General features: G+C 43.9%; 18 protein-coding genes. 11 read left to right on the top strand and 7 right to left on the bottom strand.

Annotated features, from left to right (window positions below; translation table 11 throughout):
- Window positions 1-115 precede the first annotated feature (115 nt).
- Entirely contained in the window at window positions 116-1,453 is a 1,338-nt protein-coding gene (locus EWV84_RS18515; RefSeq protein WP_287079242.1) for a DUF4335 domain-containing protein, read from the bottom strand.
- Between the two features lie 163 nt (window positions 1,454-1,616).
- Window positions 1,617-2,156 (bottom strand): DUF3038 domain-containing protein, encoded by a 540-nt coding sequence (locus EWV84_RS18510; protein WP_286823780.1) that lies wholly within the window; start codon window positions 2,154-2,156, stop codon window positions 1,617-1,619.
- A 136-nt stretch (window positions 2,157-2,292) separates the two neighbouring features.
- Here EWV84_RS18510 and EWV84_RS18505 point away from each other — a divergent pair, with 136 nt between their 5' ends.
- Window positions 2,293-3,864: a Na+/H+ antiporter gene (locus tag EWV84_RS18505; RefSeq protein WP_287079241.1), complete on the top strand. Its 1,572-nt coding sequence runs from the start codon at window positions 2,293-2,295 to the stop codon at window positions 3,862-3,864.
- A 116-nt stretch (window positions 3,865-3,980) separates the two neighbouring features.
- Here EWV84_RS18505 and EWV84_RS18500 read toward each other — a convergent pair whose 3' ends face one another.
- On the bottom strand, window positions 3,981-4,649 hold the full coding sequence (locus EWV84_RS18500; protein WP_287079239.1) for a PEP-CTERM sorting domain-containing protein: 669 nt from the start codon (window positions 4,647-4,649) through the stop codon (window positions 3,981-3,983).
- A 302-nt stretch (window positions 4,650-4,951) separates the two neighbouring features.
- On the opposite strand from EWV84_RS18500, the gene EWV84_RS18495 reads away from it, so the two are divergent.
- The 5 genes from EWV84_RS18495 (at window position 4,952) to EWV84_RS18475 (ending at window position 6,843) form a co-directional block, all read left to right on the top strand.
- Window positions 4,952-5,179 carry a DUF2281 domain-containing protein gene (locus EWV84_RS18495; RefSeq protein WP_158198790.1) on the top strand — a complete coding sequence of 76 codons (228 nt, stop codon included), beginning with the start codon at window positions 4,952-4,954 and terminating at the stop codon, window positions 5,177-5,179.
- A 3-nt stretch (window positions 5,180-5,182) separates the two neighbouring features.
- Complete coding sequence (locus EWV84_RS18490; protein ID WP_271975564.1) at window positions 5,183-5,569, top strand: type II toxin-antitoxin system VapC family toxin; 387 nt, start codon at window positions 5,183-5,185, stop codon at window positions 5,567-5,569.
- Between the two features lie 392 nt (window positions 5,570-5,961).
- Window positions 5,962-6,150: a hypothetical protein gene (locus EWV84_RS18485; protein WP_287079236.1), complete on the top strand. Its 189-nt coding sequence runs from the start codon at window positions 5,962-5,964 to the stop codon at window positions 6,148-6,150.
- Between the two features lie 152 nt (window positions 6,151-6,302).
- A complete protein-coding gene (locus tag EWV84_RS18480; RefSeq protein ID WP_286823740.1) occupies window positions 6,303-6,488 on the top strand; it encodes a hypothetical protein in 186 nt (61 codons plus the stop codon).
- 28 nt (window positions 6,489-6,516) lie between these two features.
- The gene (locus tag EWV84_RS18475; protein ID WP_287079233.1) at window positions 6,517-6,843 is read left to right on the top strand and encodes a BrnT family toxin; all 327 of its coding nucleotides are present in this window, start codon (window positions 6,517-6,519) and stop codon (window positions 6,841-6,843) included.
- A 104-nt stretch (window positions 6,844-6,947) separates the two neighbouring features.
- On the opposite strand, the gene EWV84_RS18470 is transcribed toward EWV84_RS18475, so the two are convergent.
- The 3 genes from EWV84_RS18470 to EWV84_RS18460 form a co-directional block, all read right to left on the bottom strand.
- Window positions 6,948-7,202 carry a PIN domain-containing protein gene (locus EWV84_RS18470; RefSeq protein ID WP_287079232.1) on the bottom strand — a complete coding sequence of 85 codons (255 nt, stop codon included), beginning with the start codon at window positions 7,200-7,202 and terminating at the stop codon, window positions 6,948-6,950.
- The gene (locus EWV84_RS18465; protein WP_002754345.1) at window positions 7,199-7,450 is read right to left on the bottom strand and encodes a UPF0175 family protein; all 252 of its coding nucleotides are present in this window, start codon (window positions 7,448-7,450) and stop codon (window positions 7,199-7,201) included. The genes EWV84_RS18470 and EWV84_RS18465 overlap by 4 nt, the downstream gene beginning before the upstream one ends.
- Before the next feature lie 206 nt (window positions 7,451-7,656).
- Window positions 7,657-8,172 (bottom strand): single-stranded DNA-binding protein, encoded by a 516-nt coding sequence (locus EWV84_RS18460; RefSeq protein WP_287079229.1) that lies wholly within the window; start codon window positions 8,170-8,172, stop codon window positions 7,657-7,659.
- Between the two features lie 85 nt (window positions 8,173-8,257).
- Here EWV84_RS18460 and EWV84_RS18455 point away from each other — a divergent pair, with 85 nt between their 5' ends.
- From EWV84_RS18455 to EWV84_RS18435, 5 genes are all read left to right on the top strand, one after another.
- Window positions 8,258-9,253 carry an amino acid ABC transporter permease gene (locus tag EWV84_RS18455; protein ID WP_287079228.1) on the top strand — a complete coding sequence of 332 codons (996 nt, stop codon included), beginning with the start codon at window positions 8,258-8,260 and terminating at the stop codon, window positions 9,251-9,253.
- 189 nt (window positions 9,254-9,442) lie between these two features.
- Entirely contained in the window at window positions 9,443-9,820 is a 378-nt protein-coding gene (locus EWV84_RS18450; protein WP_287079227.1) for a hypothetical protein, read from the top strand.
- Window positions 9,821-9,885: 65 nt separating this feature from the next.
- The gene (locus tag EWV84_RS18445; RefSeq protein WP_287079225.1) at window positions 9,886-10,746 is read left to right on the top strand and encodes a shikimate dehydrogenase; all 861 of its coding nucleotides are present in this window, start codon (window positions 9,886-9,888) and stop codon (window positions 10,744-10,746) included.
- Between the two features lie 29 nt (window positions 10,747-10,775).
- Window positions 10,776-11,819 (top strand): AI-2E family transporter, encoded by a 1,044-nt coding sequence (locus EWV84_RS18440; protein ID WP_286823747.1) that lies wholly within the window; start codon window positions 10,776-10,778, stop codon window positions 11,817-11,819.
- Window positions 11,820-11,886: 67 nt separating this feature from the next.
- Window positions 11,887-12,873, top strand: a complete 987-nt coding sequence (locus EWV84_RS18435) for a DMT family transporter (protein ID WP_286823748.1) — start codon at window positions 11,887-11,889, stop codon at window positions 12,871-12,873.
- A gap of 1 nt (window position 12,874) precedes the next feature.
- Here EWV84_RS18435 and EWV84_RS18430 read toward each other — a convergent pair whose 3' ends face one another.
- Complete coding sequence (locus tag EWV84_RS18430) at window positions 12,875-13,267, bottom strand: methyltransferase type 11 (protein WP_287079223.1); 393 nt, start codon at window positions 13,265-13,267, stop codon at window positions 12,875-12,877.
- Window positions 13,268-13,380: the final 113 nt, after the last annotated feature.

Raw genomic sequence — 13,380 nt, 5'->3', positions numbered from 1 at the left:
AACGCTTGCGGAGGCGGTCTGGTGGGGGTCGTTCAGTTAAACCTGTTTGATCTAGTCAAGAGCCTATGAACCAAGAATCCCCCGCTACACCGCGCGAGCGGTTAGCGGGGGAGAGTCAATGCTGTTCCATAAAAGTCCGCACCGTACCATCGGAACCAAGCACCAGACGCAATTGGGGATTACCGGGGACATCGAGGGGAGAAACAAAAGGTTGATTGAGCAGGGGCATATTAGTGCGATCGAGATAGATTTTCGCCGCCTGTCCCAGGGGAATAATCTGTTTTAGGGAACCATCCTGATTTAAGACCAAACGGTACTCTAGAGTATGCTTGAGACTTTCCGGCGGTTGCCAACGGGATTGAAAATATTCTCTGGTTTCTGCCACTTGGGGAATTGTATCTAGTAAATTCGTCTCTGGGGCTTTAGCGGTGCTTGTGGGCGGTTTGGTGTCTAAATTGGCATTTTCGGGGTTAATAGGGCTTAGAGGCGGTAAATTGGGCAATTTTGGCGGTGCTGGAGTCGGATTCATCGTGGTGGGGGGAACATTTACCAGTGCATTTGTACCCTGAGCACCGGTGACGGGGGGGGCAGTAATCGGGATTTTCTGATTATTCGGTTCAATTACGATCGCCGTGCCGCTTGGAAGCGAACCCGTGACTGGTGGCGGCGGTAAAGTGGGCGGCGGAATCACCAGGGGGACGCTAGAGGGGCGAACTGGGGCTGGAACGGTTCCCACGGGTGGCGGTGGCGGTAAAGGGGTTTTATTGCCCAAATTTGCCGGTAACTGCGGGTTTGGGGCGGCCGTTCCCGTGGGGGGTAAAGGCAGCGTTGGCAAGGGTTGGGGAATCTTGGCACTATTGGGATCGATGGTTAAATCATTGTTGGCTAGTTCTTGCTGTTGATAAAATGCGATCGCTATTCCCCCGATAGTTATTAGGGCTGAGGCGATTAATCCCGTCCACATCAGGGCATTTTTTCGAGTTTTCTGGCGAATTAATGGGGGTATTAGGGGGCTTTCATGGTTATATTCCCCTAAAGCATTGGCTAGATCGAATAATTGCGATGTGGTTAATTCGATCTCCTGTTTATCCCGATCGGTTAGCAGGGAACCTAAAAATAATTGATGCTGGAGAAGTCCCCGACAACGGAGAGAGGGTAAGGAGGGGAGATGGCTTTCGGGGGAACCACTAGCCACGAAAGAGAGGGTAGAAACAGGACTAGAGAGTAAATTCTGCACATAATTAGCGACAATTTCCCCTAGTAGTTGTAATTGTGTGCGATCGCCTTTGATCGTCACCTGTTTTTCCTCACTCAATCTAGGATCATCAAAGCGCAATTGAAAGTGGGCATCGTTTAAGACATTTTTACCCAGCCAAACCGCTAGAGGCGAACTATTTCCCCAAATTTCTAGGGTACAGGTGGGGGGTGTATATTTGCGAATTAGATTACTCATTTTTAGTTATCGGTGGGAATTATGAATTATGAATTATGAATTATGAATTATGAACTGGGAAGCTTTTTTTCAGTGATCAGTAAACAGTAATCAGTAATCAGTGAACTGAAAACTTACATCTGATAACTGATAACTGATAACTGATTCAAGGCTGATAGCCTTTTTACTTTTTACTTGCCAAAAGGGTGTGCCAGAGAAGGAGATGACTGCGGTGGCTGCTGTAGAATAATAAATCGATTAATAATTTCCAGGCTAGGGAAGTTAGGCTAGAATTGCTGAGATTATTTTCCGATATTTCTGGGTATTTTAAGCGAAAATTATCGATATAATTGCCCAAAAGCGTGGTTTTTTGGGGTTCTTGTCCTTGAGTTCCCACTTGTTCCAAGAGAATTACGGCGCGACGGATTAACTCTTGCTTTTTTTGGGCTAGATGACAGAGGAGGAGAACTAGAGAACGGATGTCCGCTAGGGAGAGGTTTGACTGGGGTTGCCAGTAGTGGGCAACTAGGCGATCGCTTGTATCCAGATCTAAGGCTAATTCCTGAGCTGCTTGGGTGATAGACTCGGAGTCTAAATTAGCTAGAGAGACTAAAGCTGCCAAAATCAGGTTTAAATAGCTATTAATATTCTCTAACTGCTCGTTACTGGGTGAGATAGCTAGGGGTAAATCCTCACCCATGGGGGACTCGGCAGACTGAGGCATAGTCAAGGACATAGATAATAAGGAATTGCCAGCAGAAAAACTTGGGTTTAGGAGAAAAAATCACTGGTTCTAAAGTGTAATAATAATTTAGATTGTTCTTTTCTTGCACGTCCGCTCACCGATTGCCTCCCACCCAATGAGTTTAGAATCCGCTACCGATGAAGTTATTAAGCAAAATTTAGAACAATTTCTAATTGTTTTGTCCGTTTCCCTGAGTGTGGCCACGGTTTCGAGGATTTTTAGCTGGTTTCGCCAAATTCCTTACACCCTATTGTTAGTGATAGTCGGTTTAGGTTTAGCTTTCATCGATATCCGTCTGGTGAACCTATCCCCCGAACTGATTCTAGAAATTTTTCTGCCCCCTTTGCTATTTGAAGCCGCTTGGAATACGCGCTGGCGAGATCTGAAGGATAATTGGATTCCCGTCAGTCTTTTCGCTATTGTCGGCGTAATTATCTCGATTTTCGGGGTTGGCTTTGCCCTCGATGAATTGACCAATTTGCCCCTATTTACGGCATTATTAGTGGGTGCGAGCCTTTCTTCTACGGATCCCGTCGCTGTTGTCGCTCTTTTTCGCGAATTAGGGGCCAGTAAAAACCTCACCGTGCTTTTGGAAGGGGAAAGCTTATTTAATGATGGGGTTGCTGTCGTCGCTTTCGCTCTTTTGGTGGAAATTCCCCTCGGTGCTAGTGGTCTATCCTTAGAGACAACTATTAGCCGGATTGCCGCTTTTATCGGTATCGGGGTAGGAGTGGGTTGTTTAGTGGGTTTTGGTATCTCCTATCTGACTCAACGTCTGGATTTACCCCTAGTGGAACAGTCTTTAACTCTTGTGTCCGCCTACGGTGCTTATTTATTAACCGAGGAGTTCGGGGGTTCGGGGGTAATCGGAGTGGTGACTACGGGGATTATTTTAGGTAATTTTGGCTCTAGAATTAGTATGAGTCCCCGTACCCGCCTATTAGTCACGCAATTCTGGGAGTTTCTCGCTTTTTTTGTCAATTCGATCGTTTTTCTCCTCATCGGCGATCAAATTCGTCTCTCCAGTTTAGCCGATAATCTCAATTTAATTTTTATCACGATCGCCGCCGTGGTAGCGGCCCGTTTTCTGGCTACCTTTGCTTTGGCAACTGTTAGTAATGCCTTGATGGAAACTAAAATTAATTGGCGGGAAAAAACGGTTTTATGGTGGGGAGGTTTGCGTGGTTCCGTTTCTATTGCCCTAGCTTTAAGTGTGCCGGTTATTTTTCCCAATCGTCAGGATATCATCGATATCGTTTTCGGAGTTGTTCTCTTTACCCTTTTGGTTCAGGGATTAACTATTCAAACTTTCCTATCGAGATTAGACCTGATCGGTGATCAACCAATTCGAGAAAACTATGCGGAACTTTTAGCCCGACGGGTAGCTTTAAAAAGAGTTTTAGACTATCTTTCTAAGTTAGATAAATCTCCCGATGTTGCCCCCGAATTTTTTAGTTATGAGCAGCATCTCGTCAAAGAAAAATTAAAGACTGTAGAAGCGGAAATACAATCTCTCAACGATAGTTATCCCCAATTACAGCTATTAACAATGGAACAACTTCGGGAAACCCTCCTAGATATCGAAGCTGATACCTACGCTGAATTTATTCGATCCGGCCGTTTAACTAGCAATTTATCCCCCGTCCTCCAAGAAATTCTCGCTGAAAGTAAAATCAGTGAACAGTAGGACTATTTTGGGGTATATACAATCAATCTCAATTCTCCTAATGATCGACGACTGGCTCCTATGACAAAAACCCCTCCAATTAATGAAAGGGTTTTTGTGGGGTTTTATGGGGGATTTTAGGAGACTTTTGTAGTTTCCTTTTCTGTCAATTTAGATGACTTCAGTTTGCGCTTCAGGGTTGAAGCTGTGCCTAGAGTGCCGAGAGCAAGGAGACTGAGAGTTGAGGTGGGTTCAGGGGTGGAGACAGGATTAGTTGCTACGTCGAACTGAAAGTTATCCCATCCGAGTCCGGCAGGATCAGTAACGTTATATATTCGTATAGACGAGACATTACTAAAGCCAGTTAGGTCAACGAGATTTGGTACAAAAGGGTCATTGAATCCCAAAATATTAACGGTTACAGAAAATAAGCCGTTTTCAAACACATCAACCAAGGCAACTACACCACTAGCATTGTCTCCTACCTGGTAGAAAGATAGATTATTAACTCCGCTGCTAAAGGTAAGTATCGTCTCTTGAGTACAGTTGATTCCCCCTGCTGTAGGTGCAGTACAAATGAAGTTATTTCCGAAACCAAGGCCGGGCTGAGTGGTTACTTTGTTTACGAACCCCGCATTTGCGGAGAATACTACGTCAGAGAATTGATTCGTTACGACGGTTCCGTTGGGCAACCCCTCGAAGCCTATTGATGCGGCGAACGCATGAGTTGCTCCTGTTAAATCAATTGCGATCATTCCAACGGCTGCCAATGAGACCTTCTTCAGTACATTTACATTTAAACTCATAATTTTTAGAACTGCCTACAGTACGATCGCCTCCCTCGTAGCTAGGTCAAGCAACAACCCAACCCAAGACAGAAGGCAGATGACAAAAGAACTCACATTACCCCCCAAAAAAACTGTATCTTAGGCTACATCTTATAAATCTTTACATTTCCTTCTTAATCTCTATCAAGAAAACTCAGAACAGTAGTGCGATCTCGCGTAGCGAGCGCGTTGCGACCGCACCAGCCCTAACTTGTCCCCTCACCTCTGAAAACCGATGTTATCCTTAAGGTATTCCCCCAAAATCCTCAAATCAAATCGTTATGAACAATGCTGACCTAGATACCAATTCTCCTTTGTTGCAAACCCTTCAGACATTACCTGTCCAACAACAACAAGAAATTCTCGATTTTTTGGAATCTATAGTCAATCAACACCATCAAACCCAAATAACCCAAACAGGTAGAATTGCAGGATTATATCAAGGTCAAGGCTGGATCAGCGATGACTTTAACGAACCCCTAACCGATGAACTCTTGCCGCCAACTTAACCCATGCAACTTTTATTAGATACCCATAGCTTTATTTGGTGGTCAATTAACTCAGAAAAACTATCAGTAACTGGGCAAGATTTGTTATTTGATCGAAATAATCGCTTGTTTTTAAGCGTTGCTAGTGTCTGGGAAATGCAAATAAAACTGCAACTGGGAAAATTACAACTTAACCCATCCTTACAGGAATTAATTAAAAATCAAATAACCATTAATAATCTAGAAATACTTTCTATTGATCTAGCTCATATCTGGACACTAGCAACCCTTACCCACTATCATAAAGACCCCTTTGATCGACTTTTAATATCCCAATCAATAACCGAAATTATGCCGATTCTGAGCATTGATGAAATATTTGACCGTTACCCCGTTCAAAGAATTTGGTAAATTTCCCAAAATGTGAGGCGATCACCGCTTTTCTAGTGCGATCGCCCCCTCGCAGCCAGGTCAAGCAACAACCCAACCCAACACCAGAGGCGGATGACAAAAGAATACACATTACCCCCCCCCCCGCACTGTATCTCAAGATACAATTTAATAAATCTTTATATTCTTCTCCCTGGCTTAGGGATTCATAGGGAAAGGAGTTTCAGGTGTTTTCCCCTGTTTTACCCCTTCGCAGGCGACCTATCGCCTTCCGTGAGGGATTGTGGCGCGGTATGTGGGATTCGCCTTTGCGTTCTCCCTTGACTGCCCCTCAACTCGATCGCTAACCAAATTAAGTACGATTACCTCGCACCAACCAGATGATAGACTGGGGATAACAGAAATAACTGAATATGGCTAAATTACCGGAGGAAACCCTAACTAGCATTTTTGAGCTACTGCGTCAACTAGCGGAGCAGATAGAATACGCATCAGCGACGGAATGGCAACTTTTTACTGAATATGGGGAAAATGAGCGGACATTATCAGAATTAGAAGAATTATTTAATGCCAGAGAGAGGGTAATTAATTCCTACTCCTGAATTAATAATATCCTGCTGAGAATTTTACAAGAGCAGCCTACTCTCTCAAATACGATGCTAGAGATGTTAGAAAGAGCGATTTTGCAAGGAACAGCCAGCGTAGATGCTGTTAACGCTAGTATTAATGAAGTTAAGAGGCAATGGAACTTACTATGACTTACCGCACCTCCTATCCTGATGAAGCAACTAGAAAACAATCTCTTGAACGCTTACGGGAAACTAACCGCCAGATTGAGCTTTATAATCTCTTTTTAGACGATATACTCGCTCAACTCGAAACAGAATCCCGTCAAAAGAGACGAGAAAGGCTAATGCAAAGAGGGCAACCTATTGAATAGTAGGTAGTTATGGAGTTAGAGTCAAAAGATGGAGTTCGAGTGGGATGACCAAAAGAACAACATCAATATTGAAAAACACGGGATCGACTTTAATTTTGCCAAAGAAATCTTTTCAGGAGTCTGGATCTCAAAACCTGATAATCGCAGAGACTACGGCGAAGAAAGATTAATCGCTTTGGGACTTTTAGGAGAATTCGTCCTAGCGGAAGCGGGGGGCGCTGATGTTTTGCTGACCACCGATGACAGACTGCTGCGAAAAGCTCAACAATATAGAGATTCAATTAACGTAACGGTAGGGAATCCCTTGATTTGGTTGATGGCGACTTTACAGGAGGATGGCAATGAAATTAGCTGAACTGAGAAAACAAGGATATCAAGCTTTAGTCGAAGTGTCAACGGTACTGTTGGGCAAACAGAAACAGACCCAAACGCCTTGGGAGAGTTCGGCAAGAAAGATTTTCAGTGGAGACATTGAGAATCTAAGTTGTCTCGTTGTTCTTGCTGAAGCTGGTTAACGAGTTCGGAGTTGGTGAGGGGTTGGGGTTGAATCCAGCCGACTTGGAGAATGGCTGGAATGATGGGATTGCTTGCGGCTGCTAGTTCCTTGGCAACAACGTCTGGAATAATGACGGTTTGGTAAATTGACTCTAGCAACCAGAGATGATCGATGATCGCTAGATTGGAAAGGGCAGAGGTATCGCTGACCACGATCATAGCCAGCCTCGATCGCGCAGATGCTGAACATCCTGCTCAAAGTCTTCTACATCGTAGTGAACACAAATACCGCGATCTGCCAGCAGTTTTTGAAAGTCCATGACTTCCATCCCGGCAATTTTACTGGCGCGACTGAGGGAAATCCGCTCTTGCTGAAACAGTGCAATGGCAATCTCCCGAAGCCAGTCGCCTTGGTTAAAGGTTTCGGCTTGGCTGAGGTTATCAGGTAGGTTCAGGGTAATTTGCATTAAGACATCCTCACGCCTATTTTTTTCTAGCCTGCCATATCTCGGTTAAAGCTTTGGCTCTTCTGGTTTCTGTGTGGAAACGAGGTCTATACTGATAGAATATCCGCCAAATAGTGCTGAAAGTCTTGCCCGATAAGCATTTCACGATTCCATAAGCAAAAATTATCAGACAAAATCGAGAAGAGCCATTAATTCTGTTGGGGTGATTAGAAAGGAATATCGTCTAAATTTTCCTCCACCGGTGTGTCGCTGGGTTGCCAAGCGGAAGGATTAGAAAGTTCATAGGATGCGTCGTATTCAAAATCCCCAGTGGAGACAGGTGCGACGGGTTTTTCCACCTCGGTTTTATTAGATTTGTGGGTGTTGATTGGTACGACTTTTTCTGGAGTCGGGGCCGTCATTTCACCGCTACTCATGCTGCCGTCAAGATGATAAAGATGACTAATGACTAATTCGGCCCGTTTTTCCTTAAAACCTTCGGGACGATCGATCATTTGCATGGAGAGACGGCCTTCCAAAATTACCTGATCACCTTCATTATAGTTCTGAGCGACTTCTGAGGCTAAATTTCCCCAAGCTACGGCCTTTAAATTAGCCGGGGTTGCCTCGGCACGATTGGGAGAAAACTCGACTAACATTTGAGCGTAGGGAGTTTGATTATCTTGGGTATAACGTAATTCGGGACGACGGACAATTTTAGCCATTAAAATGCAACTGTTCATGGTCGGAAATCAGTCTGAATTTTTCTAATAGCACCATTGTACTGAAAAAGTACAATGATCACCACTGTGGAGGTTAGGGAATTTTATGGGACTCTGGTTAAGAAAAAATCTCTTTAACACTTGGTACAACGTCATCTTAACCCTTGCGGGTCTATTTCTCAGCCTCTGGGGTGGCTTAAGTTTTCTCAATTGGGCGATAAATCAGGCAAAATGGGCTGTAGTGACGGAAAATATCGGTTTATTTCTGGTCGGTCGTTATCCAGAGCAGTCAATATGGCGGATTTGGCTGATTTTAACGATTATTACTGCTTTATCACTGTTTTCTTGGCAATTAAACCAGGGTCGCTTCCCCGATTGTCCCGCTTTTCTGCAACGCTGGTGGGGATTGATCTGGTTATTGACTTTACCTTTAATTGCTTGGTTACTATTGGGGGGATTATTTTTAACGACAATCCCCCTCGATGATCTCAGTGGTTTAATCTTAACTTTCTTAGTAGCGATCGCAAGTATGATTTTATCTTTCCCCTTGGGGGTATTATTAGCCCTGGGGAGACAGAGTGAATTACCGGCAATTCGTTGGCTATCTATTGGCTATATCGAATTATTGCGCGGGTTGCCTTTGTTGGGAATTTTATTCATGGCCCAGGTGATGTTACCCTTAATTTTACCCGCCGGGACTAGACCAGAACGGGTGATCAGAGCGATCGCCGGATTTACTCTTTTTGCAGCAGCCTATCTGGCCGAAAATGTCCGCGGTGGTTTACAAGCGATTCCCAAAGGTCAAATTGAAGCGGCCAAAGCTTTGGGTTTAAAACCGATTTTCGTTTTATTATTGATCGTTCTACCCCAAGCTTTAAAAGCGGTCATTCCCGCTATTGTTGGTCAATTTATCAGTTTATTTAAGGATACTTCCCTACTGGCGATCGTGGGACTGGTGGACCTCTTGGGTATGGCAGGATCGGTTTTAGCTAATCCGAAATTTATCGGCGATTATCCAGAAGTTTATCTATTTTTGGCGTTTATTTACTGGATTTTCTGTTATTCTATGTCCCTAGCCAGTCGTAGGTTAGAACAGCGTTGATTGGGGTGTGGGAAGTTTTATCAGTGAACAGTGAAAAGTGAACAGTAAACTGAAAACTCCCATCTGATCACTGATTACTGATCACTGATCACTGATAGATGGCTACCTAGCTTTTTGTCATAAATATTGATATTATTTAACAATCAGCAGCAATTTATGGTAAATATATTTATTTAGGAGAGCGAGAAAATGGCTGGATTCTTTGGCCTGTTTGGCAATAAGACGAAATACGTCGATGAACCGATGGATATGAGCGCACCGGAACCGAAAGAGGCTTTTTACTTGGAACCCGATGATGCTAAAACTCTCGGTAATATCGACTTTATGCGGACACCGATCACAATCCGACGTACTTTCCCGAAAACTGCCTCGAATAAAAAGGGTGGCGAATCGATTAAACAGATTTCTTCCATGGAAGTCAGCAAAGTCACCGATAACGGTATTGTGGCAAAATCGGCTACTTCCGAGGCTAATGGTAACGGTAACGGTACTAATGATAACGGTCGTCGCACTAACGATGACAGTATCAATCCTTTCCTGAAAATGGCCCGCGAAATCAAGAAATAGTATAGTAAGGGGAGCATTGGCTACCCTTGAGATCAAACTTTGGTGGGGAAAGCCCACCTTTTTTTATGACCATTATTAACGGAAAAACCAAGTTATTAGGCGTAATCGGCGATCCCATCGGCCATACTCTTTCTCCCCTCATGCACAATGCCGCTATCGATGCCTTGGGGGTAAATTATGTCTATCTTCCCCTACCTATCGCCCCGGAAAATTTGGCAACTGCGATCGCTGGCTTGGCTGCCATTGATCTACAGGGTTTTAGCGTTACGATTCCCCATAAATTAGCAATTATTCCCTTATTATCGCAAATTACCGAGAAAGCAAGGCTAGTAGGCGCAGTTAATACCGTCTGGCGCACGGAAACCGGTTGGCAGGGAACGAATACCGATGTGGATGGTTTTCTCGCACCCTTGAAATCCCTTGACAAAGATTGGAGTCAGGTGAATCCAGTTATTTTAGGCAATGGCGGCGCTGCTCGGGCGGTAGTGGTGGCTTGCGCCCAGTTGGGCTGTGGCAAAATTCATCTGGTAGGACGCAATCAAAGGAAATTAGATCCTTTTAAAGAAAGTTGGGCGAATACAAGCCTCTATGACCTCGTAGAAGTGCATAGCTGGGACGAATTAGAGGGGCTGGTATCCACCACAGAACTCTTGGTTAATTCTACCCCGATCGGAATGTCCCCCCAGGGCGAACAATCCCCTGTTGAGTTAGAATTATTAGACCTTTTACCCCCATCGGCGATCGCCTACGATCTAATTTATAATCCCCGGCCGAGCAAATTTCTCCGGTTAGCCCAGACTAGAGGGATAAGAATTATTGATGGGTTAGAAATGTTAGTTAATCAGGGAGCGATCGCACTAGAAATCTGGTTAGGTCAACCCGTCCCCGTCTCGGTCATGCGGGAAGCTTTGTTAAAACAATTCTAAATGCTCAAATCCTATTTCTGGCTTTATTTATGCCCCCTTCTAGCTCCTTTTGGAAAACTCTGAATAACTCGATTCTAGTACGCTATCTATTATTATTTGGCTGTGGCTGGAGTCTAATTATCTTAATTAACTATTTCTACGGGATGATCGCTATTTTTACCGGTTCGGCAGTCCTGGCCGCTCTATTAAATTATCCCGTGGTTTGGTTATCCCGTTATCTACCGAGAGGACTAGCCATTGCCATTACCACCCTAGTAGCTTTTATCCTCCTATTTAGATTAGTCACAGGCATAGGATTAGAAGCGGTTAATCAGGGGAGAGGACTACTATTCAATCTTACCGATGCCCTTGGTCAAAAAGATTTTTTACCCTTTCAAGACTTTCTCGATCGATTAGATTTGAATAAAATGGTGGGAAGCTTACAAACCGGTTTAGCCACGGGTTTATCAATCGTACAAGGAGTTTTTTCCAGTGTCTTTACGGTCATTTTCGGGGCGGTGATCAGTGTTTATATGCTCATTGATGGTGATAAACTCTGGCGAAGTTTTTTGCAACTTCTCCCCCTAGCATACCGGGAGCGTTTTGCCAAGTCTTTTCGACAAAGTTTTCTGGGATTTATTCGCGGGCAACTGTTGTTAATGCTCTTTTTATCGGTGACAAGTTTCATAAGTTTTTCCCTATTAGGAATCAAATATGGGCTAATTTTAGCGGGTATTCTCGGTATTATCGATGCTATCCCGGGTATCGGGGCAACCCTGGGCATTTTGTTGGTAACTATCTTGACTTTTACCTCCCAGGGACTAGCAGTTGCCGTTAAAGCTTTTATTGTCTGTGTTGTCTTGGTGCAAATTCAAGATAATATTATTCGCCCTAAAGTTATGGGCAATGCCCTAGAATTAAACCCAGTAATTTTATTTTTATCCCTCTTTATCGGCGAAAGAGTTGCGGGATTATTAGGGGTTTTTCTCTCCATTCCCATCGCCGGGATGATCGCGATCTGGATCGGTTCAAGTGAAGAAAAACAAATAACAGCTTTAGAGGAAAATCAGTTAGGAGAAAGTCAAGAGAATTAAGAGCCGATCCCCAGTCTCTACTATACAATTAGGGAAATTTGTTATCCACAACACTCGATCGCTACCTATGGAAAACTTAGATTTAAAGAAATCCTCGCCCCTCTTATTTATCTCACCGTTTTTTCTCTGGGGAACAGCGATGGTAGCGATGAAGGGTGTTATCCCCCACACTACCCCCCTATTTATGGCGGGAATTCGCCTTGTCCCCGCCGGAATGTTAGTTTTAATAGTAGCTTGGTTTTTAGGTCGTCCTCAGCCCAAAACCCTGCAAGCATGGCTATGGATTGCCCTTTTTGCTCTGATGGATGCCACTCTTTTTCAAGGTTTTCTGGCATTGGGATTAAATCGCACCGGGGCGGGGTTAGGATCGGTAATTATTGACTCCCAACCCCTAGCGGTGGCTTTAATGTCGAGTTGGCTATTTAAAGAAGTTATCGGTGTCTGGGGATGGTTGGGATTGGGTTTAGGAATTGGGGGAATTAGTTTAATTGGCTTGCCCGATCAATGGTTTTATGACTTTTTTGGACAAAAAGCGGTAAATATTGACTTTAGCTGGCAGGAATTACTAAATAGCGGCGAAATGCTGATGCTTTTGGCTTCCCTGTCCATGGCGGTGGGAACAGTCTTAATCCGGTTTGTCTGTCGTCATGCGGATCCCGTCAGCGCCACGGGATGGCACATGATTTTAGGAGGATTGCCGCTATTTTTAGCTTCAGGTTTCAGAGAATCCCATCAATGGCAGAATATCGATTTCAATGGTTGGTTAGCTTTAAGTTATGCCACTATTTTTGGTAGTGCGATCGCTTATGGAATATTCTTTTATTTAGCCGCCAAGGGCAATTTAACCAGTTTAAGTTCTTTAACTTTTTTAACTCCGGTTTTTGCCCTCACTTTCGGTAATTTATTCCTCGGTGAGATGTTAAGTGTATTGCAATGGGTGGGGGTATCTTTAACCCTCGTTAGTATTTATTTAATCAATCAAAGGGAAAGAATCGCCCCACAATTGCGGGCAATTTTTGCTAATCTTTCCTCACTTATACCCAAAAGCAACTAACTCAAATTCTGTCCGAATTACCTCGACTCTGGCAAAATTTGCTTCTTGTAATTTTTGGGTGAGATTTTGAATCGTATTTAAAAAAAGGTTCCACGCCATAACCGTGGCGATCGCTATTATTCCAGAAAGCGGCGACTAAACTACCGCGACGAAAACAACCCACTTGACAGTAAACCTCGTCCTGTTGCAGACAGGCAACGGCTAGATTGAGTAGGGGAAAGAGATTGCGATCGGTATAGGAGGCTTTTTTTTGGCTTAAAAGGGTTAATTGCTCGGAAATAGGCGACATTAAAGGCGATCCCCAATCCTGATACTGTTGGGGCAGTTTTTCTAAGAATTGCTGTAAATCCATACCTTGGCTCTTGCAAAAGTGACGATCCTCACCTCTAATCATCGAAAATTTTGGGTCTGAAACCCCGTCGTTCTACGACGGCTTTACCGTTAAATACTAGCGCATTTACCAAATATATGCTAAAATGTGAGACATGGAAAAAGCCTATTCGTTTC

The organism is Microcystis sp. M_QC_C_20170808_M3Col, from assembly GCF_007095505.1.
Classification (GTDB): domain Bacteria; phylum Cyanobacteriota; class Cyanobacteriia; order Cyanobacteriales; family Microcystaceae; genus Microcystis.
This window is presented reverse-complemented; position numbering and strand designations above follow the sequence as displayed.